Below are 22,704 nucleotides of genomic sequence, written 5' to 3'. Positions count from 1 at the left end.
TTGACGCGCGTGCCGGAGCATGCATCGGACGCTTTCGCGACGGCGAGCCGGGCCGGGCCGCGCAATGCCTGTCACGGGCGGCACGCCCGGTGCGGCAACGTCCGTCGCGAGCCCGCAGTTGATTGATCCTCGTCAAGCCGCCGGCGCGGCCGTGCGCGATGCTGAACACGGTGCGGCACGCATTCGCTCGCAGGCATGCGGCCGGCACGGACCGACGGGAGACCGACATGAAGTCCGATGCAGTACTCAAGCAGGATGTCGAGCAGGCGTTGTTCTGGAATCCGGCGATCGAGGCGCGCCGGATCGACGTCGAGGTTCACGACCGGATCGTCACGTTGCGCGGCACGGTCGACAGTTGGGCCCAGAAGCTCGAGGCGCAGAAGACGGCACTGCACGTCGCCGACGCGCGCGCGCTGGTGCTCGAACTGAACGTCACCCCGCCGGAGAACGCGTGCGCGGACCAGGAACTGGCGATCGCGATCACGTTCGCGCTCGGCTGGCAGGAGGCGTTGCGCGATCACAAGATCAGCGTCGAGGTCGATCACGGCTGCGTGACGCTCGACGGCGAAGTCGATCATGCGTATCAGAGCCGCGCGGCGGAAGCGATGGTGAGCCGGATGATCGGCGTCGTCGGCGTGGCCAACCGCATCCGGGTGCGTGCCGACCATACGGTGCCCGACGTCGGCGCCCGGATCGCCGAGGCGCTTGCGCGCCGCGCGCAGCGCGAAACCGCGGGAATCTCGATCGACGCAACCGACGGCATCGTCACGCTGACGGGCACGGTCGCGTCGCTGGCCGAAAGGCGCGCCGCGTGTGGTGCGGCCGGGTCGGTGAGGGGTGTCCGGCAGGTCGTCGACCGACTGAGCGTCGCCTGACCGGCTTGCACGTGCCGTCTACTACCAGGAGAAGCTGCGATGAACCGTTCGCATACCGGCCCCGGCCGAAACTATCTGCGCCGCGACAAGCGCATGCAGCCGCATACGAAGGACAGTTATCGCGAACCGAAGCGGCCCGCGGGCGACCGCATCTGCGAAGGCTGCGGCGCCGTCTGCGACGCGGGCCGCTGGACCTGGTACGCGACCCCGCTCGACCGGCGCCAGCTCGAATGCCCGGCCTGCAAGCGCATGCGGGAAAACGTGCCGGCGGGCGAACTGGTGTTGCAGGGTGCCTACCTGAGCGCGCACCGTTCGACGATTCTCGAACTGCTGCGGCATCAGGCCGATCTGGAGACGAGCGAGCACGCGCTCGAACGCATCATGGACATCGACACATCCGCCGATTCGCTCATCGTTCGCACGACGGGCGTGCACATGGTCCGGCGCCTCGGCGAAGCATTGCTGCATGCGCATCACGGCGATCTCGCGCTCGACTATCGCGACGGCGAGGATGTGCTGCGTGCGCACTGGAAGCGCGACGATGCGTGAGCGGATGCTGGCCTGCCGGAGAGGTTCGACCCCGTGAAAAAATCATTCGACTACTCCGGGCTGCTGATTCCGGTCGCGTTCGCCGTGCTGGTCGCGGTTCAACTGCTCGCGCGCCAGCCGGCGTCGACGTCGATTTCCTACAGCGATTTTCACCGCCTGGTGGACGCACGGCTCGTCGACGATCTCGAGATCGGCACGGCGACGATCTCGGGCACGCTGCGCATGCCGCAAGCCGGCGCCGCGCTGCCCGCGTCCGATGCGGCCGGCGTGAAGGAGGCCGGCGCGCCGTGGCGCTTCACGACGAACCGGGTGAGCGACGAAGGGCTGGTCGCCGCGCTGACGACTGCCGGGATTCGCTACCGCGGCGCGACGGATACGGGCTGGATCGGCACGCTGGCGACCTGGATCTTCCCGTTGATCGGCTTCGTCCTGATCTGGAATTTCATGATGCGAAGGCCGGGCGGGATGCGGGATCTGAGCGGCATGGGCAAAAGCCGCGCCCGCGTCTACATGCAGAAGGAAACCGGCATCACGTTCGACGATATCGCGGGCATCGACGAGGCGAAGGCCGAGCTGCAGCAGATCGTCGCGTTCCTGCGCAACCCCGAACGCTACCAGCGGCTCGGCGGCAAGATTCCGAAGGGCGTGCTCGTCGTCGGCGCGCCCGGCACCGGCAAGACGCTGCTCGCCCGCGCGGTCGCCGGCGAGGCGGCGGTGCCGTTCTTCACGATCAGCGGCTCGGCGTTCGTCGAGATGTTCGTCGGCGTGGGCGCGGCGCGCGTGCGCGATCTGTTCGAGCAGGCCCAGCAGAGCGCGCCGTGCATCGTGTTCATCGACGAGCTCGATGCGCTCGGCAAGGCGCGCGGCGTCGGCCTGATGTCGGGCAACGACGAGCGCGAGCAGACGCTGAACCAGCTGCTCGTCGAGATGGACGGCTTTCAGGCCAATTCGGGCGTCATCATCATGGCCGCGACCAACCGGCCGGAGATCCTCGATCCCGCGCTGCTGCGCCCCGGGCGTTTCGACCGGCACATCGCGATCGACCGGCCGGACCTGACCGGACGCAAGCAGATCCTGGCCGTGCACACGAAGCGCGTGAAGCTCGCGCCGGAAGTCGACCTGGCCGAACTGGCGCAGCGCACGCCGGGCTTCGTCGGCGCCGATCTCGCGAACGTCGTCAACGAAGCCGCGCTGCATGCGGCGGAACTGGGCAAGCCCGCGATCGGGATGGCCGATTTCGACGAAGCCATCGACCGCGCGATGACCGGCATGGAGCGCAAGAGCCGCGTGATGAACGAACAGGAGAAGCGGACCATCGCGTACCACGAATCGGGGCATGCGCTCGTCGCGCAAAGCCGCGCGCACTGCGATCCGGTGAAGAAGGTGTCGATCATCCCGCGCGGGATCGCGGCGCTCGGCTACACGCAGCAGGTGCCGACGGAGGATCGCTACGTGCTGCGCAGGAGCGAGTTGCTCGACCGGCTCGACGTGTTGCTCGGCGGACGCGTGGCCGAGGAAATCGCGTTCGGCGACGTGTCGACCGGCGCGCAGAACGATCTCGAACGCGCGACCGCGCTGGCGCGCCATATGGTGATGCAGTACGGGATGAGCGAGAAGATCGGCCTGGCGACACTCGACGATGGCGCACGCCAGGGCGGGGCGCCGGGCGTGTGGACGCCGGGCGACGGCCACTGCAGCGAGCACACGGCGCAACTGATCGACGAAGAGGTGCGCGCGCTGCTAGAGGACGCGCACGCGCGGGTCACGGCAACGCTCGGCGCGCATCGCGATGCGCTCGAACGGATCGCGCGCAGTTTGCTGCAGCACGAATCAATCGATCACGACATGCTGGTGGCACTCATCACGCCGCCGGACGATGACGGCGAGCCGCCCCGGGCGCCGGAAGCCGACACGGAAACGACCACGGGCGTCTCCGCCTGAAGGAGCGATCGGCGCCCGCTATCGCCCCGGATGCTTGCCCGGACGCTCGCCGCCGCTCATCGTGTCGTTCAACAGCCGATGCAGACGGGGCCGTCGCGCCGCGCGTGCGACGCGTCATCGGTCACGACCGACGCGAGCCGCGGATCGGGCCGGAAAATCGTGATGCCCTTGAGCCCTTCGCGCCACGCCTGGAAGAACAGCGCGTCGACCGCCGCGAGCGAACACTGGCCGGGCATCGTCACCGTCTTGGAGATACCGGCGTCGACGCACGGCTGCAGCGCCGCGAGCATCGCGACGTGGTCGGCAGGCGCGATATCCGCCGCCGTGACGAAATAGCCCGGCAGCCTGACGGTGTCGCCATGCAGTGCGCGAAACAGCCGGTAAGCGTGATTCTCCACACGAAACGGCCGGACCTGCCCGTCCGCGGTGCGGACCATGCGGCGCTGCGTCCAGCCGACGGCCGGCTCGATTCCGTTCGAACAGTTGTCGCAGAACGCGAGGCTCACGCTGCCGGCCGGCGCGAACGACAGCAGGTGGCTGTTGCGCAGCCCGTGCCGCGCGATCGCGTGATGCACCTTCAGCGGCAACAGCGTTCGATACGCGGGGCCGCTCAGATAGGCGGCCGGGTCGTAGGCCGGAAACACGCCGCGCTCGGCGGCAAGCGCGGCCGACGCGGCGAACGCATGCTCGCGCATCGCGAGCGCGATCCTGCGTGCAAGCGCGCGTGCTTCCGCGCTGTCGTAGCGCAGCCTCAGCATCGTCAGCGCGTCGCCCAGCCCGGTGACGCCGACCCCGATGCGGCGCGTGCGGCGCGCTTCGTGCTCGTGCGCGGCGAGCGGCCACTCGGTCAGATCGAGCACGTTGTCGAGCATGCGGACCTGGATGCGCACCGCATCGGCGAACGTCGCGAAATCGAAGCGCGGCTCGCCGTCGATACCGAACGGGTGCAGAACGAACCGCGACAGGTCGATCGGTCCGAGCACGCAGCTGCCGTAGGGCGGCAGCGGTTGCTCGCCGCACGGGTTCGTCGCGTCGATCCGCTCGTGCTCGCGCAGCGGATTTGCGGCGCGGATCGTGTCGAGAAACAGCAGCCCCGGTTCGGCGCTGTCGCGCGCGGCAGTGACGATCGCGTGCCAGAGCGTACGGGCCGGCACCGTTGTGTAAAGGTAGCGTCCGTCGGGCAGCCGGGGCGATGCGCCGGACGTGCAGGCGGGTGGCGCGTGGTGGAAGAGCGCCCACGGCAGGTCGTGCCGGACGGCCTCCATGAATGCGTTCGTGACGCCGACCGACAGGTTGAACGTCGGCCAGCGCGCGCGTCCGCGCTTGGCCGCGACGAACGCGACGAGGTCCGGATGATCGCAGCGCAGCACGCCCATCTGCGCGCCGCGGCGCGGGCCGGTGAACGGCAGCGCCCGGCACATCGCATCGAAGCGGTCGATCGCCGCGCATACGCCGCGTCCGGACGACAGGCGCCGTTCGTACGCGTCGGCGGGCGGCACCGGCGAGAAGTCGTAGCCGATTCCGCCGCCCATCAGCAGCGTGACCCGGGCGTCGTCGAGCGCATGCGCGAGCGCCGTGTCGAGGGCCTGCACGGGGGCGTCGGCCGGAATCGCGAGCGGATGGACGAAGCAGTTGACCATCGTTCCGCCGTGGTCCGCGCCGGCGTTCGCGAGAATGCGGCCCGCGCCGATCGCACCGCGCTGCAGGTTCAGGTAGAACACGCGCTCCACCTGCGCACGGCGCTCGGCCGGCTCGGCGAGCGACAGCGCACGGGCGACGCGATGGAAGACGGCCGCGCGAGACGTGTCGCCGGGCTGCGCATAGCGCTCGGCGAACACGGTGCTGCAAAGCGGCTGCTCGTCCATGGCGGGGCTCGGCGACGACGAATGACTCAATGTAGGCGCCTGCCCGAACGTGTCGTTGATCGAACGCAACCGGGCGCTTTCGCGGCACCGCTTGATGGCGGTCAACGCCGCGGCCGGCGTCGAACGTAACGTGTAGCCACGGCCGGCACGCCGCGGTGGGCCGGAAATCGCCACGCGGGCACCCGGCGCGCCTGCCATCGACTGCGAGCGACGCACCATGACCGATATCGTTACCGTCACGTTGAATCCGGCCGTCGATGTCTCGACCTCGGTCGAGCACATCGTCGATACCCACAAGCTGCGCTGTACACGGCCACGGCGCGACCCCGGCGGCGGCGGGATCAACGTCGCCCGAACCATTCACCGGCTCGGGGGCGACTGCGTCGCGCTGTACCTGGCCGGCGGGCCGACCGGCGACGTGTTGACGCTGCTGCTCGAAGCCGAGCGCCTGCCGGCGGTGTGCGTCCGGATCGCCGGCGAGACGCGCGAGAACGTCTGCGTGAGCGAGACCGCGACCGGGCGCGAGTACCGCTTCCTGATGCCGGGGCCGCTGGTCACGCAGGCCGAGTGGCGCGACTGCGCGGCCCGCATCGACGCCATGCAGCCGGCGCCGCGCTATCTCGTGCTGAGCGGCAGCCTGCCGCCCGGCGCGCCCGACGACCTGTATGCGACGCTCGCGCGCACGGCCAGGGCAAGAGGAAGCCGGGTGGTCGTCGATGCGGCGGGCCGGGCGCTGCAAGCGGCCCTCGAGGCCGGCGTTCATCTCGTGAAGCCCAGCCTCGGCGAACTGAGTGCGCTGGCCGGCGAACCGCTCGACGACACGGCGGCCTGCCGCAAGGCGAGCGAACTCGTGGCGCGCGGGCAGGCCGACATCGTCGCGTTGACGCTCGGTGCGCGCGGCGCCTGGGTCGTCACGCGCGATCGCGCGCTGCGCCTGCCCGGCAGGCCGGCGGCGGTATGCAGCACGGTCGGCGCCGGCGACAGTTTCGTCGGCGGCATGGTCTGGGCGCTGGCGCGCGGCGTGCCGTTCGACGATGCGTGCCGCTATGCGCTGGCGGCATCGGCCGCCTCGGTCGAGCATCCGGGCACGGCGCTCTGCACGCGCGACGACGTCGAGCGGATTCATGCCGAACTGGTTGCGCAGGCAAGCTGACGTCCAGGCGGCCCGACGCGTGCACGATCGCGTCGACGCGCGATCGATCGTTGATCTGGCTCAGCGGATTGCGCGCCGCCATCGCGAAAAATGGGGCAGCCATTCCACGAGGTCCGCCATGGCCGTTCGCCTGACCGCCTTGATCGCCAGCCTGCTCCTGCTGTCGGCCGCGTCGCCGGTTTCGTCCGCCGACGTCGCGACCGTCGATTCGCCCCCGCCGCGTGTGCTGATCCTGGTCTATCACCGGTTCGCCACCGCGCGCCTGGATTCGATGACGGTGCGTACCGAAACCTTCCGGCACCAGCTGCAGGCGATCGAGGCGAACGGCTACCGCATCGTGCCGCTCGCCGACGTCGTGCGCTGGCACGACGGCCAGGCCGATGCCGTGCCGGCGCGGGCGGTCGCGATCACCGTCGATGACGGTCATCGCTCCGTCTACGACGTGCTGCGCCCGTTGCTGGGCGCCCATCCGATGCCGGTCACGCTGTTCATCTATCCGTCCGCCATCTCCAACGCCGACTATGCGATGACATGGGACCAGCTGCGCACGCTCGGGCGCGTCGGCGGGTTCGACATCGAGTCCCATACGTACTGGCATCCGAATTTCCGCACCGAGCGCGCCCGGCTCACGCCGGACGACTACCGGCGCTTCGTGTCGTTCCAGCTGGGCCGGTCCCGCGAACGGCTCGAGGCCGAAACCGGTGAGCCGGTCAGGCTGCTGGCCTGGCCGTTCGGCGTCCATGATGAACAGACCGACCAGTTGGCCGCACGCGAAGGCTACGTAGCGGCATTCACGCTCGACGCGCGCCCCGTTCGTGTCACCGACCCGGCCATGGCACTGCCGCGCTATCTGATGACGGACGATTGCGACACACGATGCATGAACGGATTGCTGAGAACCGCCGGGAGTCAGCCGTGATGAAACGCCTGATCATCTGCCTGCTCGTGTCGCTCGCCGGCTTCGCTGCCCGGGCGGCGCCCGTCACGATCAACGTCGTCGACGCCACGAACGGGCACCCGCTCGCCGGCGCGATCGGGCATGCGTCGGGCGTGAACCGGACCGCGGATCGCGACGGCGCGTTTTCACTGGAGATCGACGCGGCGGGCACGCGCCTGAGCGTGCGTGCGCCGGGCTACGCGCGAACCGAAGTCACGCTCGCGCCGGCCGGGGTCGCGCAGACGATCCGGATGACGCCCGTGCGTCCGAAGGCGGTCTATCTGTCCGCCTATGGCGTCGCCGATCGCACGCTGCGCGAGGCGGCGCTGTCCCTCCAGGACAAGACGGCGATCAACGCGCTCGTCATCGACGTGAAGGGCGACAGCGGCGTGACGCCGTATCGCAGCCTGGCGCGTGAAATCTCGGGTGCCGCGAACCATGCCGCCGGTGCCGTCGTGCATCCGCCCGATCTGCAGGACCTGCTGCGGACGTTCCACGCGCGCGGTCTTTACGTGATTGGCCGCATCGTCGTGTTCAAGGACGACGCGCTGGCGCGCGCTCATCCCGAGTGGGCCGTGCGCGACGCGGCCGGCGAGATCTGGCAGGACCGCGAGCATCAGCGCTGGATCGACCCGACGTCGCGCGCGGCCTGGCAACACAATTACGATGTCGCCGAAGAGGCTGCCCGCATGGGTTTCGACGAAATCCAGTTCGACTACCTGCGTTTTCCCGACGCCAACGGCCTCCGGTTCGGCGAGCCCAATACCGAGGCCAACCGGGTCGCGGCGATCACCGGATTCCTGACCGGCGCGCGCGAACGGCTGCGGCCGTACAACCTGTACATGTCGGCCGACATCTTCGGGTACGTCTGCTGGAATGCCGACGACACCGCGATCGGGCAGCGGCTCGACGCGCTCGGACCGGTCGTCGACTATGTGTCGCCGATGCTGTATCCGTCCGGCTTCACGTGGGGCCTGCCCGGTTGCCGCAAGCCGACCGAGCATCCGGGCGAGATCGTGTCGCGGTCGCTGGCCGAGGCGAAGCGCCGGACCGGACTGGACGGTGTCCGGTTTCGGCCGTGGCTCCAGGCGTTTCGCGACTATGCGTTCGATCGCCGGCCGTTCGATGCCGACGAGATCCGCGCGCAGGTCGACGCGGCCGATGCGGCGGGCACGGACGGCTGGATGCTGTGGAATCCGCGCAATCGCTACGATCCTGCCGCGTTGCCGCGCTGAGCGGCGCGTGCAGACCGGCGCGAACGCGCAGGACGCGAATCGATCATGCCGTGGAATGACGAACGTTATCCGCCTTCGATGCGGAATCTGCCGCCGCCGGTTCGCGGCAAGGCGATCGGGATTGCCAACGCGCTGCTGCGGCAGGGGCGTTCCGAGGGCAGCGCGATCCGCATCGCGATCGCGCAGGCGAAACGGTGGGGGCGTGCGCATGCCGTCTTTCGTGGCCGCGGGTGACGGTCGAGTCGATGAATGACCGAACGACGGCCCTGCCGTCGATACTACGCCATACACCGTGCCGTGCATTCGCGCCCGGTCATCGCCGGATGCAGTCGCGCGGCCAGAACGCACGCGACGAGCATGACGGCGACCGCGATGCCATGCGCCGGGTTGCGCAGGCACGACGCGACCTGCTCGCTCCTCGCCACACCGAAAAGGCACCACAGGCAGAAGTGCTCGCAGTTGTTCGTGAGCAGCCGGTATCGGCATTCGCCCAGGCGCGATGCCGCGCGGCGCGCGGCTTCCGTGCCGTCGTACAGCGTGCGCGCGTGGCGGATGACCGCGAGCCCGAAACCGGCACGGAAGCCGTCCAGCGTGACGACCTCGACCGGACCGCCGCTCGCATGGCGTGACCATCCCGCGTAGTGAATCACGTTGCCGTCGCCGATGTAGATCCCGTGATGCAGATAACCGGGGCGGCGGGTCACGAGGTGCGCACCGACCGGCGGTTCGCCATCCGGCATGGCGTCGTCGGCGTGCACTGCGGTCGGATCAATCATCGCCAGCTCCTCGGTCCTGCGGCGGCGGGGCGGAAGAGCCGCGCGCCGGCCGCGAAACACGTTGCTTCCTGTCACGTCTCCAGTATTGACAGCGGCGCCGCGCGGAACAATCAGCGTGGCCTGAGCTTGCTGTCCGACGTCGGGCCGCCGTGTCGGAAATTTCCGACGGGCCGTGCAATATCGGCTGACAGCCGTCACGGACGATTGCGCCGTCCGGATGCCGCTCCCCCGTGTTTTCGGGCGTGCCGCGGCACCCGGGCAGATGGGGCGCGATGACTGTCTCGCGGGGGCCGTCCGGCCTCGTTCGGCGTCGACAGGCGCGCACTTGACTTGAGTCAACGGGAAATCGGCGTTCCGCGCGACGCTGACAGCGTCGTCGACTCGAACGAGCGACGTCACCGCACGCGACACGTTCCGCGACCGGACGGGCGGTATCGCAGCCATGCGTGCTCGATCAGGAGAGTGAAGATGTGGACCGGAACCGTGAAGATGCTGCTGCTGGCAGCCTGCCTGCTGAACATCGGTACGAACGCGCTGGCTGAAACGTCGACCGAGCCGATCATGCGCAACGGTGTCGCGTATATCACCGGCGGAATCGGCCAGGACGAGGTCACCGCGTTTCGCGATGTCGCGCCTCGCTACAACCTGCGGATCACGTTCGCGTCGAAGCGGGGCCATTATCTTTCCGATGTCGACGTCACGCTGTCGTCCGGCAAGGCGACGCTTCTCGACGCGCACACGAACGGGCCGTTCCTGTTCGCCCGCGTGCCGCCGGGGCGATATACCGTGTCCGCGCACGACAGGGCCGTCCAGGAAGTCCGGCACGTCGTCGTACCGGCGCGCGGCGCCGTCGATGTGCGCTTCTACTGGCACGACCCCGAACGGCAAGGCGCTATGCGTCTGTGTGCGGATTGTTCCGCATCGCCGCAATAACCGGCACGCCAGTCGCGCTTTCGATCAGGACCGGCGAGGCGGCGATGCGCGGCGCTCGCGCCATCGGCGCGGCGGTCCTCCGCGCGCGGCTCGACTCCGCCGATGCGGCCGGCACGAAGGAATGAATGCAGTGGAACAGGCTCGATCGCGACGCTCCCGCTGCGCTGCCGCGCTGACCGGCGCGCTGCTGTTCGCGCTTGCATCGGCCGGTGCGCACGCGGAATCCGGCACGGCCGCCGCGCAGCAGCAGGCCGCCGCGATCGACGAGGCGATCGCCGCCGAGATCGCCGACGGCCATCTTGCTGGCGCGGTGGTCGTGACGGGCGATGCGGACGGCGTGCGGGTACGCGTCGCGCGCGGCCTGCGCGTGGCGGGCGAGCACGCGGAGGCGATGACGGCCGATACCGTCTTCGATCTCGCGTCGCTGACCAAGCCGGTGGCGACGGCGGTTGCGGTCATGCAGCTCGCGGAGCGCGGCATGCTGAGCCTCGACGCGCCGGCCGCGCGCTACTGGCCCGCGTTCGGTGCGCACGGCAAGGCCGGCATCACGATCCGCCAGTTGCTCGCGCATGTGTCGGGGCTGCCGGCCGGCGTGTCGTCGTCCCGCGCGCTGCGCAGCCGTGCCGCCGTGCTGGCCGACATCGTCGCGATGACGCCCGGTGCGCCGGCCGGCACACGGGTGCGCTACAGCGACGTCAACTACGTGACACTTGGCGAGATCGTCGAGCGCGTGTCGCACCGGCCGCTCGACGCGTGGTGCGCCGCACACGTGTTCGCGCCGCTCGGGATGGCGAGCACCGCGTTCCGGTCGTCGGCACCCCTGCTCGCGCGCGTGGCGCCCACCGCCGTGCGCGATGGCCATCCGCTCCGCGGGAGCGTGCACGATCCCGTCGCGGCCGCGTTGGGCGGCGTGGCCGGCAATGCGGGCCTGTTCGCGAGTGCGGACGATCTGGCGCGCTTCGCGCGCATGCTGCTGAACGGCGGTGCGCTCGGCCCGGCGCGCGTGCTGGCGCGCCGCAGCGTCGCCACGCTCGAGACACCGGCCACGCTCGACGCCGAAGGCGACCTGCACACACCCGGCTGGGCGGTCGGGCCGCCGCTCGTCGCGAACCGCTACCGGTTGCCGCCGGTCGGCGCGCTGCAACACCTCGGCTATACGGGCACGGCGCTGTGGATCGATCCCGTGACGCGCCGCTTCGCGGTCGTGCTCACGAGCCGGCTGTATCCCGACGAAACCGGCACGGCGCTGCCGTTGCGCTCGCTCGTGCTCGGCATCGTATCGAGCGAAGCCGCTCCCGTGACGCCGGCGCGGATCGCGACGCGCGTGCCCGCGATGGCGGCGGCCGTCGCGCAGGCCGCCCGGTTGCCGGTATCGCGCGGGCCGGTACTGGCCGGCATCGACGTGCTCGCGGCGAACGGCTTCGCGGCCGTCGCGGGCAAGCGCATCGCGCTCGTCACGAACCGTAGCGGCTTCGACCGGTTCGGCCGGCGCACGGCCGACCTGCTCGCACAGGCGCCGGGCGCGCGGCTCGTCGCGCTGTTCGCACCCGAGCACGGGCTCGGCACCGACGTCGACGAGACGTTCGGCGACACGGTCGACGCCGCGACCGGTGTGGTGGTTCACAGCCTCTACGGCGACCGCCGCCGGATCGCGCCCGCGCTGCTCGCCGACGTCGACGTGCTGGTGCTCGACCTGCAGGATGCAGGCGTACGCTTCTTCACCTACCTGGCCACGCTCGGTTACGCGCTCGAAGCCGGCGCCGCCGCCCAGCGCCCGGTGCTCGTGCTCGACCGCCCGGACCCGCTGGGCGGCGATGCGTTCGGCGGCCCCGTGGCCGATGCCGGGCCGGCCACGTTCACCGGTTATTACCCGTTGCCGCTCCAGCCCGGCATGACGCTCGGCGAGCTCGCGCGGCTGTTCAACGACCGCCTGCACGTCGGCGCGGCGCTGACCGTGGTGCCGATGGCGCATTACGCGCGCGCGATGCGCTTCGGCGACACCGGGCTCGGCCAGGTGCCGCCATCGCCGAACCTGCGCGATGGTGCCGCGCTGTCGCTCTACCCGGAGACGGGGCTGATCGAAGGGGCGGCGGTCAGTGTCGGGCGCGGCACCGCGACACCGTTCGGCGTGGTCGGCGCGCCGTGGATCGACGGGCGCATCCTCGCCGACGATCTTCGCGCGATGCGGCTGGACGCGACGTTCTCGCCGGTTCGCTTCGTGCCGGCGGAGGGGCCGTATCGCGGCAGGATGTGCGAAGGGGTGCGCATCGAACGGCCGCCCGGCGCGACGCGGCCGGGCGAGATCGGGTTGGCACTCGCGCTGGCGCTGCACCGGCGTTATCCGGCGCAGTTCCGGATCGATGCGATCCGTGCATCGATCGGCTCGCGCGAGGTGGCGGACATGCTGGAGGCGGGGCGCTCGCTCGACGAGATCGAACGTGTCGTCGATGCGCAAAATGCCGCGTTCGCGCGCGAACGGGCGGCGTTCTTACTGTACTGAGTCCGTGCCGCGCGCCGACGGGCGCCCGATTCACCGGTCCGATGCATCCTGCTTTCCCGACAGGCTTGATTTGGGTCAAGCGTGAACGAGCCGGCGGCGGGATCCTGATCGCGAGCGCGACGGGACGCGTGCACGATGTCTCCACGGTCGATTCATGGTCGCTTCACGTGTCGTCGCGCTGATGCAATGGCACGCCGGCAGCCGCGCGTCCGAACCTTAAGAATGCGGTAAGGAGCCGGCCCGAACATGAACGCATCGCCCAGGAGAATCACGATGCGGATATCCCGTTGCGTTCGCACGCTGTGTCACCCGCGCCTTGCCGTATCGATGCTGTTCGCCGTCGTGGCTTGCGCCCATGCCGAAACGCCTGCCCGGCTGCTGGACGGCTATGCGGCGCAGGCCGGCACGAGCGCCGCGCCATCGCGGGGACAGCAGTTCTTCACGTCCCGGCATGGGCGCGACTGGAGTTGCGCGACTTGTCACGGAAGCACGCCGACCGGCCCGGGCCGGCACGTCGTCACCGGCAAGACCATCGAGCCGCTCGCGCCCGCGTTCAATCCCGCGCGGTTCACGGACGAGGCGCGGACCGAAAAATGGTTCCGCAGAAACTGCAAGGACGTCGTCGGGCGCGAATGCTCGGCAGCCGAGAAGGCAGATGTCCTGAGCTGGCTCATGAGCCTGAAACCCTGACGGCGAACGATCATGAACCACGTCGACTCGACCACTGTTCCGGGCAGGATCGCCCCGCTGCGACATGTGCGGGCAAGCCTGCTCGCGATGCTGATGACGTCGCTGCTGCCGCGCGCGGCACTGGCGGAAGACGAGATGCGGAGCGTCGCGACTCCGTTGCTGCCCAGGTACCAGCAGGAGTGCGCGACCTGCCATGTCGCCTATCCGCCCGGGGCGCTGCCCGCCGAGTCGTGGCGCCGCATCGTGAACGGTCTCGATCGCCACTTCGGCACCGATGCGACGCTGGACCCGGCGACCATCGGGCAACTGGAAACCTGGCTGACGGCGCACGCGGCGACGGGTGCCGCGGCACGCCGTCCGCCGGAAGACCGGATTACCCGGTCGGCATGGTTCGCCGCCACCCACGACGAGGTTCCCGCGTCCGTGTGGCGCAGCCCCGCCGTGAAGCGGCCGTCGAATTGCGCCGCATGTCATACGCAGGCAGACAAAGGAAATTTCGATGAACGATTCGTCCGCATCCCCGGCACACGATGAACCGGAGCGCTCGCGTCCCGCGCGGATACTGGTCTGGGACGCTCCGCTGCGCGTATTCCACTGGCTGACGGCCGTCTCCTTTGCCGGTGCGTGGCTGACCGCAGAGAGCGAGCGGTGGCGGCTGATGCACGTCGCGTTCGGGTACACGATGCTGGCGCTCGTCGCGTTTCGCGTCGTGTGGGGCGTGGCCGGCACGCGTCATGCGCGGTTCTCGTCGTTCGTCCGTTCGCCGGCGGCCGTTTTCCGCTACGCGCTGAGCGTGGCGAAAGGCCGGCCGGAACACCATGTCGGCCACAATCCGGCCGGCGCGGTCGCGATCGTCGCCATGCTGGCGATGACGGTCGTCACCGGCGTCGCCGGCTGGGCGGCCTACACCGGCAGCGGCGCATCGTTCGGCGATCTTCATGAAGGCGCGGCGAACGCGATGCTCGCGCTCGTTACGGTGCACGTCGCTGCCGTACTCGTCAGCAGCGTCGTGCATCGGGAGAATCTGGCCCGGGCGATGGTGACGGGCTACAAGCGCGGCGCGCCGATCGACGGCATCCGGCGTGCCGGGTGGGGGATTGCCGTCGTCATGACGGCGGCGGTGCTCGGCTGGTGGTGGACGCAATGGCACGCGGCGCCGCAGCCCGTGCAAGCCGGCCGGCCCGTCGCGACGGACACCGGCCGCCCCGCGCACGGGGCGGGCCGGGACGACGATTGACGGCCGCAGGCGGAGTGCTCGATCGTGCGCATCCTGCTAGTGGAAGACGATGTCCTGCTCGGTGACGGGATCCGTGCCGGATTGCGCCAGCAAGGGTTCCGGGTCGACTGGGTACGCGACGGCGACGCGGCCCAGCGCGAACTGCGCGCGCATGCGCATGCCGCGGCGGTCCTCGATCTCGGGTTGCCGCTCGTGGACGGCATGGACGTCCTGCAGCGCATTCGTCGCGACGGCATAGCGTTGCCGATCCTGATCCTGACCGCGCGCGATGCCGTGCCCGACCGCATCAGGGCGCTCGACGGGGGCGCCGACGACTACGTGGTCAAGCCCGTCGACCTGTACGAACTCGGCGCGCGCCTGAGAGCGCTGGTCCGGCGCGCCCACGGCCGGCCGACGGAGCGGCTCCATGCGCGGGACGTCGAGCTGGAGCCCGCGTCGCGAACCGCCCGCCGCGCCGGCGTGGCCGTTGCGCTGTCCACGCGCGAGTTCGACCTGCTGCACATCCTGATGCTGAATGCCGGCCGGGTCCTGTCGCGCGAGCAGATCGAGCAGTATCTGTACAGCTGGGGGCAGGAGGTGGAAAGCAACGCCGTCGAGGTGCACATCCATCGCCTGCGTGCGAAGCTCGGCAGCCAGCTGATCCGGACGGTTCGCGGCGTGGGTTACGTGCTCATGCGGGACGCTGCATGAAAGCCTTGCTGCCCGCGCGCTCGCTGCACGGCCGGCTGCTGACGCTCGTGCCGGCCGTGGTCCTGGCTGTCTGGCTGTCGACGCTGCTGCTGACCTGGCTCGATGCGCGGCGCGAGATCGACCGGCTGCTCGACGGCCACCTCGCGCAGGCGGCGGCACTGCTCGTCGCGCAACAGGCGCGCGGGCCGGACGACGACGACCATGCGATCGACGCGCCGATCCTTCATCCATACGGCCCCCGTGTCGCCTTTCAGGTGTTTCATGAAGGCCGGCTCGGCCTGCATTCCGAAAACGCGCCGTCGCGGCCGATGGTGGCGCCCGAGCTGACCGCGCGCGATCGGGCCTCCGGATTCTGGACTGTCGCGATCGACGGGAATGCATGGCGGGTATTCGTCGTGCACGGCGTGCGCGGCGACGTTCAGGTGTTCGTGGGCGAACGAATCGAATCACGCAAGGCGATCCTGGGCGCCGTCATGCGCAGCGCATTCTGGCCGATGGCGGCTGCCTTGCCGTTGCTGGTGCTGGCCATCGGCTGGGCGGTTCGTCGCGGCACGGCACCGCTGCGCGAGTTCGGGCGAACGCTGGCGAAGCGCAATCCGCAGGCGCTCGACACGATCCGGCTGGACCGGACGCCGCTCGAGATGCGGCCGATGCTGGATGCGCTGAACGGCCTGTTCGAGCGGATTCGTGCGGTGATGGACGCGGAGCGCCGCTTCACCGCCGATGCCGCGCACGAGTTGCGCACGCCGATCGCGGCCGTCAAGGCGCAGGCGCAGGTTGCATTGGCGGAGCGCCATGACGAGCGGCGCCGCCATGCATTGCGGGGCGTGCTCGAAGGGTGCGACCGCGCGGCACGTCTGGTCGACCAGCTCCTGCTGCTTTCCCGTCTCGATGCGGGCGCACTGGCGGAGCGCGCACCGGTCGATGTTTCGGTCCTGGCGAAAGCGGTGGTCGCGGAGGCCGCGCCACAGTCGATCGGGAAGCAGCAGAAGCTGGAGTTCGATGCGCCATCGCCATGTATCGTCGCCGGCAACGAAGCCTTGCTCGCGGCGATGGTGCGCAATCTGGTCGACAACGCGATCCGCTACAGCCCGCCGCTGGCGCGCATCACCGTTTCCGTCGGCCAGCGAGACCGGCGCACCGTGCTGCGGGTCGAGGACAGCGGCCCGGGCATCGGCGACGCCGATTTGCGCAGGCTGGGCGAACGGTTCTTTCGGCCGGCGGGAACCCGGCCGGGCGGGAGCGGCCTCGGCTGGTCGATCCTGCGGCGAATCGCAGCGGCGCACGAGGCCGACATCCAGGTGGATCGATCGCCCGCGTTCGGCGGACTGCGCGTGGCCGTTTCGTGGCCGCCTGCCGATGCTGCCGCTGCGGCCGGGCGCTAGTCGATCATGCACGTCGCGGATCAGACTGCACGCGTTCGATGCACGGCCGGAGGTCACGGGAGCGGTCGGTCGCGGCCGGAATGGCGTGTTCGTCACCGAACACGCCGAACCGCGCGATCACTGGCCGGTAGCGCCGCTTGCAGGGCCGCCAGGCTGGCCGTGCATGTAGCCCATACCCATGCCCATGCCTTGCCCGCCGTGCATGCCCCTCATGGGGGGAGCGTCAGGCAGCGTGATGCCGCGCGCCTTCGCACGTTTTTGCATCTCGGCGTGGTGCTGGGCGCGAATTTTCTCGCGCTCGGCATCCGATTTCGCGGCGAGCATGCGGGTGCGGTATGCGTTCCGCTCGGCAGGCGTCATCAGCTGGCTGCCGTACATCATGCCGCGCCACTCGACGGCGGGATCGCTAGCCGGTTGACGTGGCTGGGCATCGGCCAGACCGGACGCGATCGCGATCGCGACGCCGAGCAGGCACGAAACGGTGAACCTGTTTGCTCTGGACATGACGGTCTCCAGGTCGCTTGCATGGATTCAACGGTACGCAAAACGGGGGGCGATCCTTTGCCTCAGATCAAGTACCCCGGAGTGACCGCCAATACCATCGAATCCATGCCGCAGACACGCAGCTGTCAGACGTCTGTCAGACGTGCAACGCATCATTCCACGTCGCAGTACCAACGCGTCGGGCGCAGGCGTGCCACGTGGGCGGCCCCGGTTGCCCGCGACTTCCCGAATCCGATCGATCCTTCAATCCTGGTACGTAACCTGAATCGTGATGCCAACCAACCTCGACGTTGTTCCTGAAACCATCGCGGAAGCGACGCCCGCGATGGCCGCGGCCGCGACCCGAAGCACCTGGGTGAGCGTGGCGGTCAACCTCGCGCTGAGCACCGGACAGGTGGCGATCGGCATCCTGTCCCGATCGCAGGGGCTCGTGGCGGACGGCATTCATTCGTTATCCGATCTGATCGCGGATTTCGTCGTGCTGCTGGCCGGACACCATAGCCGCAAGCCTGGCGACGAACAGCATCCTTACGGACATCAGCGCTTCGAAACCGGCGCTTCGCTCGCGCTTGCGGCGATCCTGCTGCTGGTCGGCGGCGGGATGCTGTGGTCCGCGATCGGTAAACTCGAGCATCCGGAAACGATCGCGCGCGTCCACGTCGCCGCGCTCTGGGTGGCGGTCATCGCGCTCGTCGCGAAGGAAAGCCTGTTCCGTTACATGCTTGCCGTGGCAACACGGGTGAAATCGAGCATGCTGGTTGCCAACGCATGGCATGCGCGTTCGGATGCCGCATCGTCGCTGGTGGTCGCCTGCGGCATCGTCGGCAACCTGTTCGGCTATCCGCTGCTCGATCCCGTCGCCGCGCTGATCGTCGGCGGGATGATCGTGAAAATGGGCGCCACGTTCGGCTGGAACGCGTTGCACGACTTGATGGACCGCGCGGCCGACGCCGAAGACGTTCGGGCGATCCGCGCGACGCTGCTCGCGACGCCGGGCGTGCTCGACGTACACGACCTGCGCACGCGCAAGACCGGCGATCTGATCCTCGTCGACGTGCATCTCGACATCGACGCCGAGCTCAGCGTTGCGCAAGGGCACGACATCGCCGTGGACGCGCGTGCGCGCGTGATGAGGCATCACCGCGTCCTGAACGTGATGACGCACGTCGATCCGCGCATGCGGGAAAGCGTTACCGAAGTGATGCCCGGAATTCGCGACCGATAGGACGCAACGGCCGGCCGCCGCAGCCGTTTCGCACTTCGCGCATACCGACGTCAATCGGAGCTGCGCGGATGATGGCCGCGCCGGAACGTCAACCGACGTTCGTTGACGAGCGCGCGCCAGTCGAGCTTCATCAACACGAACACGAGGCCGAGCAACACCAGTTGCGTGACGATGAAGTATCCGCCGAGATAAGTGCCTTCGAGTTCGGATTCCAGGTCCAGCCGGTTCGACGCGAAGCGGCCGAGATGCGCCCAGATCGCATAGGTGGCTGCGCGGCCGATGAAGAAGGCCGCCGCGATGATTCTGAGCGGCAACCCGGACAGTCCGTACGCGATGAACAGATAGTTCGACGGAAGCGGGCTCAATGCATAAAAGAAGAACGCGCCGGCGGTGAGCGTTCGGTGCTTTCGCAGCCAGCGTGTGGCGACGTCGATATTCTCGCGATCCGATTCGCGTATCCAGCGGGAGCGGACGAGCGATCGTGCGAAGGTCGCCAGGATCACGCGGCCGGTCGTGGCCGCGCCGGCCGCCACGACGGCAAAGATGAACGGATTGCCGTCCGGCAGGTTGAAGCCGACCCACGACATCGCCATCCAGGTGGGCGGGGCGAATGCCGGCATGAGATTCAGCAGCAGAATCAGCAGAAAGAGTACCGCCAGCGTCAGCACGATATCGACTCCGGGCCATCCGGTTTCACGATTCAATTTTGCTGAGGAAAGTGGCTGACGGCTTGATTCACGTCAAGCCGCGCGCCGCGCCGGCATGTCGCGGGACGCGCGTCGTGCTGACCCATGTCAACGGTCGAGCCGCGGCGTTTCCTAGACTGGTGCCACGCCGTCCGCAACCGCAACCCGAACCGGATGCGGCGAACGCCGCCATGCGCGGCGATCGGAACAATCGTCATGTCGCGAATCCGCTGGTCGATCGATCTCGTGTTGCTGGTTCTGGCGGCGGTCACGCTCGCCGCAGGAGGCGTGTGCGTTGCGTTCGGCCTGCCTTCGTTCGCGCGCGTCGTCTGGCTGGTCGGTGCACTGCCGGTCCTGCTCGCGTTGACGGTATCGCTTGCCAGGGCCGTGGCGAGACGGCAAGCCGGCATCGATGTGCTCGCATGGCTGGCGATCGGCCTGGCGATCGCGCTCGACGAGACGCTGACCGCCGCGGTCATTGCGTTGATGCTGGCCAGCGGGCGGACGCTGGAGCGGTATGCGCAAGACCGCGCGCAACGCGAGATGACCGCGCTGCTCGGCCGTGCCCCTCGGCAGGCAACCCGGTTCGAGAGCGGTGAGTGGCGTTCCGTTGGCGTGGAAACGCTCGTTCCCGGTGACAGGCTGCTCGTGCGAAGCGGCGAATTCGTGCCGGTCGACGGCACCTTGACCGACGATGCGGAACTCGACGAATCCATGTTGACGGGCGAGTCGTCCACGCAGCGGCGACGCTCCGGAGAAAGCGCCTGCAGCGGCGTGGTCAACGCCGGCGCGCCGTTCGAAATGGTGGCCCGCACGACGGCGGGTGACAGCACGTTTGCCGGTATCGTCCGCCTGGTCGCACGCGCGCAGCGCGAGCGCAGCCCGTCCGTGCGTCTCGCGGATCGCTATGCCGCGTTCTTCGTACTCGCTTCGCTGCTCGTCGCGGGCATCGCCTGGCTGCTGGCCGGGGATGTCGCACGCGCGCTCGCCGTGCTCGTCGTGGCCACGCCGTGTCCGTTGATCCTCGCCGTCCCGGTCGCCATCGTGTCCGGCATGTCGCGCTGTTCGAAACGCGGCATCCTGGTCAAGGGCGGGGGCGCGCTGGAACGACTCGCGCAAGCGACGATCCTGTTCTTCGACAAGACCGGGACGCTGACGGGAGGGCGCGCCCGCATCGTTGCGATCGAATGCGGCGCGGACGTCGGCACGGACGATGTGCTGCATTTCGCCGCGTCGTTGGCCCAGGCTTCGGGGCACGTCATTTCGGATGCGCTGACGGTCGCCGCGCGGGAGCGCCGGATCACGCTGTCGCCGCCGTCGGTCGTCGTGGAAACGGCGGGCGAGGGCGTGACGGGCCGGGTCGACGGCCGGGCCGTCGCGATCGGCAAGTTCGGGTACGTCCGCGCCTGCTCGACGGCCGCCCCGTGGAGCGACGCGTTCCTGAAACGGGTCGGCAACGAGGGCGGGGCTGCCGTGTTCGTCGGTATCGACGGTGTGATGATCGGCGCGATCCAGATGGCCGACCAGGTGCGGCTGGAAACGCCGCGGGCGCTGCGGCTGCTGAAACGCGAAGGCGTCGCGCGCCTCGTCATGCTGACCGGCGACCGGCGCGACATCGCCCAGGCCGTCGGCGAGTTGCTGGGCGTCACCGACGTGCGCGCCGAGCAGACGCCGACTGACAAGCTCGCCGCCATCCAGGCCGCGCGCAAGGAAGGCGTGACGATCATGGTCGGCGACGGCGTGAACGACGCGCCGGCGCTGGCGGCGGCCGACGTCGGTATCGCGATGGGCGCGCGGGGCGCGGCCGCGTCATCCGAAGCGGCCGACGTGGTTCTGCTGGTGGATCGGCTCGATCGGCTCGTGGATGCGATGCGAATCGCCCGACGCTCGCGCCGGATCGCGCTCGAGAGCGTGGTGGCCGGCATGTCGCTGTCGATCGTCGCGATGACGATTGCGGCGGCCGGATTCCTGCCGCCGATTGCCGGCGCGGTGATTCAGGAAGTCATCGACGTCGCCGTCATCGTCAATGCGTTGCGCGTGTTGCTGGTTCGCCCGAGGCTGACGGACGCCCGGCTCGCGGATGTCGACGTCGAGCAACTCAAGCGCGAGCACACGGCATTGTCACCGTTGCTGGACCAGATCAGGGATCTCGCGGATCGCCTGCCGCACCTGTCCGGGGCCGCCATCGCCAGCGAGCTTGTCCGCCTGATCGACTCGCTCGACGAACGGCTGCTGCCGCACGAACGCGCCGACGATCGGGACGTCTACGCGCGCCTCGCGCCGATGCTCGGTGGCGAGGACCCGCTGGCGGCGATGAGCAGCGCGCACCGGGAGATCTTCAAGATGGTTCGATCGCTCCGGCAGATGGTCGCGGACCTGCCGGGCGATGCGGCGAACGCCACGCAGGTGCAGGCGATACAACGCCTGCTGTACGGGCTGGAAGCGATCGTACGCCTGCATTGCGCTCAGGAGGAGGAACTGTTCCACGCCGTCGGAGCGGATGCGTGACGACGAAGCGCGTCATGCACGCGGCGCACTCACGAGCAGGACCGGCGTTTTCGTGATGCGCGCAACGCGTCCGGCCACGCTGCCGACCAGCCAGCGCGTGGCGCCGCGCCGCCCATGCGTACCCATGACGATCAAGTCCGCATTCCATTCGATCGCGTCGTGCACGATCAGGTGAGGCACGTCTTCGCCCGTTCGATCCGTTTCGATCAGCTGCGACTGCGAGCGCCCGGCGGGGATGCCATCGAGCAGGGCCATGGCTTTTTGCAGTGCGTGATTGCCTTCGCCAAGCAACGCCTTTTCCAGCGTCTCGACGGGGACGAAATCACCCAGCTGCGTGGCGCGATCGAGCACGTATATCGCCCGGAATTCGGTGTCGGGCCACGAGAATTTCAATCCCGTTCGCAATGCGTGAAGCGCAATCGGGCTCCCGTCGACGGCGAACAGCATCCGCCGCGGCAGGCGCTCGGCCACCGACCCGAAACCTTCCGGCACGATGAGCAGCGGGCAGCCGACGAGCGTGCCGAGCGGGCCGGAAACCGTTCCTTCGATCCACGCGCGCAGGCCATGATGCTGGCGTGCCCCGACGATCACGAGTTCGGCCTGCCAGGCTTGCGCACTGTCGGCCAGCGCATGCGCGATATCCCCGCCGTGCGTGGACAGGTCGACGACTTCCGTGTCGAGCGCGATGTCGTCGCGCGCCATTGCGCTTCGGGCGCGCGACAGCACGTCGGATGCGTCTCGCAGCAATTCGTCGCGGGCCGATTCGAGAAACGCCGCGGATCTCGACCCGCGCGGGACGAGTGTGCGCGGACTATCCGCAACGCTGACGATGCGTACCGATGCATTCGGTGGAACGAACGCCCTGGCATACGCCAGCGCCTGATCGGATGCGGTGGAACCGTCGATGGCGATCAGCACCCGCTGGAGCGCGGGTGCCGCCTGGAAGGTCGAAGTGCTGGCGCTCATGAATGTCTCCCGGTGGCAATCGGCGATCCTGCATACGCAATTTTTTGCA

Annotated in this window: 22 protein-coding genes; 16 read left to right on the top strand and 6 right to left on the bottom strand. The window is 69.2% G+C overall.

Annotated elements, in window-relative coordinates; all coding sequences use genetic code 11:
* Positions 1–227: 227 nt before the first annotated feature.
* From DIE12_RS03700 to ftsH, 3 genes are read left to right on the top strand one after another with little or no spacing between them, the layout of a single operon-like run.
* Positions 228–875, top strand: coding sequence for a BON domain-containing protein (locus tag DIE12_RS03700; protein WP_124519796.1), 648 nt, complete (start codon positions 228–230; stop codon positions 873–875).
* A 39-nt stretch (positions 876–914) separates the two neighbouring features.
* On the top strand, positions 915–1,424 hold the full coding sequence (locus tag DIE12_RS03695) for a BCAM0308 family protein (protein ID WP_124519797.1): 510 nt from the start codon (positions 915–917) through the stop codon (positions 1,422–1,424).
* A gap of 33 nt (positions 1,425–1,457) precedes the next feature.
* A complete protein-coding gene (ftsH, locus tag DIE12_RS03690; protein WP_124519798.1) occupies positions 1,458–3,365 on the top strand; it encodes an ATP-dependent zinc metalloprotease FtsH in 1,908 nt (635 codons plus the stop codon).
* A gap of 68 nt (positions 3,366–3,433) precedes the next feature.
* On the opposite strand, the gene DIE12_RS03685 is transcribed toward ftsH, so the two are convergent.
* Entirely contained in the window at positions 3,434–5,230 is a 1,797-nt protein-coding gene (locus DIE12_RS03685; protein WP_124519799.1) for an adenosylcobalamin-dependent ribonucleoside-diphosphate reductase, read from the bottom strand.
* A gap of 217 nt (positions 5,231–5,447) precedes the next feature.
* On the opposite strand from DIE12_RS03685, the gene DIE12_RS03680 reads away from it, so the two are divergent.
* The 3 genes from DIE12_RS03680 (at position 5,448) to DIE12_RS03670 (ending at position 8,555) form a co-directional block, all read left to right on the top strand.
* Entirely contained in the window at positions 5,448–6,383 is a 936-nt protein-coding gene (locus tag DIE12_RS03680; protein WP_124519800.1) for a 1-phosphofructokinase family hexose kinase, read from the top strand.
* Between the two features lie 118 nt (positions 6,384–6,501).
* Positions 6,502–7,302 carry a polysaccharide deacetylase family protein gene (locus DIE12_RS03675; RefSeq protein ID WP_124519936.1) on the top strand — a complete coding sequence of 267 codons (801 nt, stop codon included), beginning with the start codon at positions 6,502–6,504 and terminating at the stop codon, positions 7,300–7,302.
* The gene (locus tag DIE12_RS03670; RefSeq protein WP_124519801.1) at positions 7,299–8,555 is read left to right on the top strand and encodes a putative glycoside hydrolase; all 1,257 of its coding nucleotides are present in this window, start codon (positions 7,299–7,301) and stop codon (positions 8,553–8,555) included. Before DIE12_RS03675 ends, DIE12_RS03670 begins: the two co-directional genes overlap by 4 nt.
* A gap of 278 nt (positions 8,556–8,833) precedes the next feature.
* On the opposite strand, the gene DIE12_RS03660 is transcribed toward DIE12_RS03670, so the two are convergent.
* On the bottom strand, positions 8,834–9,331 hold the full coding sequence (locus DIE12_RS03660) for a lecithin retinol acyltransferase family protein (protein ID WP_124519938.1): 498 nt from the start codon (positions 9,329–9,331) through the stop codon (positions 8,834–8,836).
* Positions 9,332–9,799: 468 nt separating this feature from the next.
* Between DIE12_RS03660 and DIE12_RS03655 the strand changes: the two genes are divergently transcribed.
* The 8 genes from DIE12_RS03655 to DIE12_RS03625 all read left to right on the top strand — a co-directional run bounded on the left by DIE12_RS03655 (position 9,800) and on the right by DIE12_RS03625 (position 16,766).
* Positions 9,800–10,264 carry a carboxypeptidase regulatory-like domain-containing protein gene (locus tag DIE12_RS03655; protein ID WP_124519803.1) on the top strand — a complete coding sequence of 155 codons (465 nt, stop codon included), beginning with the start codon at positions 9,800–9,802 and terminating at the stop codon, positions 10,262–10,264.
* Positions 10,243–10,389 carry a hypothetical protein gene (locus DIE12_RS37960; RefSeq protein ID WP_185640827.1) on the top strand — a complete coding sequence of 49 codons (147 nt, stop codon included), beginning with the start codon at positions 10,243–10,245 and terminating at the stop codon, positions 10,387–10,389. Before DIE12_RS03655 ends, DIE12_RS37960 begins: the two co-directional genes overlap by 22 nt.
* Positions 10,386–12,764, top strand: a complete 2,379-nt coding sequence (locus DIE12_RS03650; protein ID WP_124519804.1) for a serine hydrolase — start codon at positions 10,386–10,388, stop codon at positions 12,762–12,764. Before DIE12_RS37960 ends, DIE12_RS03650 begins: the two co-directional genes overlap by 4 nt.
* A gap of 327 nt (positions 12,765–13,091) precedes the next feature.
* On the top strand, positions 13,092–13,454 hold the full coding sequence (locus DIE12_RS03645; protein ID WP_260426165.1) for a DUF1924 domain-containing protein: 363 nt from the start codon (positions 13,092–13,094) through the stop codon (positions 13,452–13,454).
* Between the two features lie 12 nt (positions 13,455–13,466).
* On the top strand, positions 13,467–13,988 hold the full coding sequence (locus tag DIE12_RS03640; RefSeq protein ID WP_124519805.1) for a diheme cytochrome c: 522 nt from the start codon (positions 13,467–13,469) through the stop codon (positions 13,986–13,988).
* On the top strand, positions 13,954–14,691 hold the full coding sequence (locus DIE12_RS03635) for a cytochrome b/b6 domain-containing protein (RefSeq protein WP_124519806.1): 738 nt from the start codon (positions 13,954–13,956) through the stop codon (positions 14,689–14,691). Before DIE12_RS03640 ends, DIE12_RS03635 begins: the two co-directional genes overlap by 35 nt.
* Before the next feature lie 24 nt (positions 14,692–14,715).
* Positions 14,716–15,381 carry a response regulator gene (locus DIE12_RS03630; protein WP_124519807.1) on the top strand — a complete coding sequence of 222 codons (666 nt, stop codon included), beginning with the start codon at positions 14,716–14,718 and terminating at the stop codon, positions 15,379–15,381.
* Positions 15,378–16,766 carry an ATP-binding protein gene (locus DIE12_RS03625; RefSeq protein WP_124519808.1) on the top strand — a complete coding sequence of 463 codons (1,389 nt, stop codon included), beginning with the start codon at positions 15,378–15,380 and terminating at the stop codon, positions 16,764–16,766. The genes DIE12_RS03630 and DIE12_RS03625 overlap by 4 nt, the downstream gene beginning before the upstream one ends.
* A 117-nt stretch (positions 16,767–16,883) precedes the next feature.
* Here DIE12_RS03625 and DIE12_RS03620 read toward each other — a convergent pair whose 3' ends face one another.
* Positions 16,884–17,270: a hypothetical protein gene (locus DIE12_RS03620; RefSeq protein WP_124519809.1), complete on the bottom strand. Its 387-nt coding sequence runs from the start codon at positions 17,268–17,270 to the stop codon at positions 16,884–16,886.
* A 271-nt stretch (positions 17,271–17,541) separates the two neighbouring features.
* Here DIE12_RS03620 and DIE12_RS03615 point away from each other — a divergent pair, with 271 nt between their 5' ends.
* Positions 17,542–18,495, top strand: coding sequence for a cation diffusion facilitator family transporter (locus DIE12_RS03615; protein WP_124519810.1), 954 nt, complete (start codon positions 17,542–17,544; stop codon positions 18,493–18,495).
* Positions 18,496–18,545: 50 nt separating this feature from the next.
* Here DIE12_RS03615 and DIE12_RS03610 read toward each other — a convergent pair whose 3' ends face one another.
* Entirely contained in the window at positions 18,546–19,163 is a 618-nt protein-coding gene (locus DIE12_RS03610; RefSeq protein ID WP_124519811.1) for a VTT domain-containing protein, read from the bottom strand.
* 32 nt (positions 19,164–19,195) lie between these two features.
* Positions 19,196–19,399, bottom strand: a complete 204-nt coding sequence (locus tag DIE12_RS03605; protein WP_124519812.1) for a hypothetical protein — start codon at positions 19,397–19,399, stop codon at positions 19,196–19,198.
* Between DIE12_RS03605 and DIE12_RS03600 the strand changes: the two genes are divergently transcribed.
* Positions 19,398–21,689 carry a heavy metal translocating P-type ATPase gene (locus DIE12_RS03600; RefSeq protein ID WP_124519813.1) on the top strand — a complete coding sequence of 764 codons (2,292 nt, stop codon included), beginning with the start codon at positions 19,398–19,400 and terminating at the stop codon, positions 21,687–21,689. The two genes, DIE12_RS03605 and DIE12_RS03600, sit on opposite strands and share 2 nt — an antisense overlap.
* Positions 21,690–21,701: 12 nt before the next feature.
* On the opposite strand, the gene DIE12_RS03595 is transcribed toward DIE12_RS03600, so the two are convergent.
* Complete coding sequence (locus tag DIE12_RS03595; protein ID WP_124519814.1) at positions 21,702–22,655, bottom strand: universal stress protein; 954 nt, start codon at positions 22,653–22,655, stop codon at positions 21,702–21,704.
* Positions 22,656–22,704: the final 49 nt, after the last annotated feature.

Source organism: Burkholderia sp. Bp9015 (genome assembly GCF_003853505.1).
Classification (GTDB): Bacteria; Pseudomonadota; Gammaproteobacteria; order Burkholderiales; family Burkholderiaceae; genus Burkholderia.
Note: the sequence above shows the minus strand (reverse complement) of the source record. Positions and strands in the feature narration are given on the sequence as shown.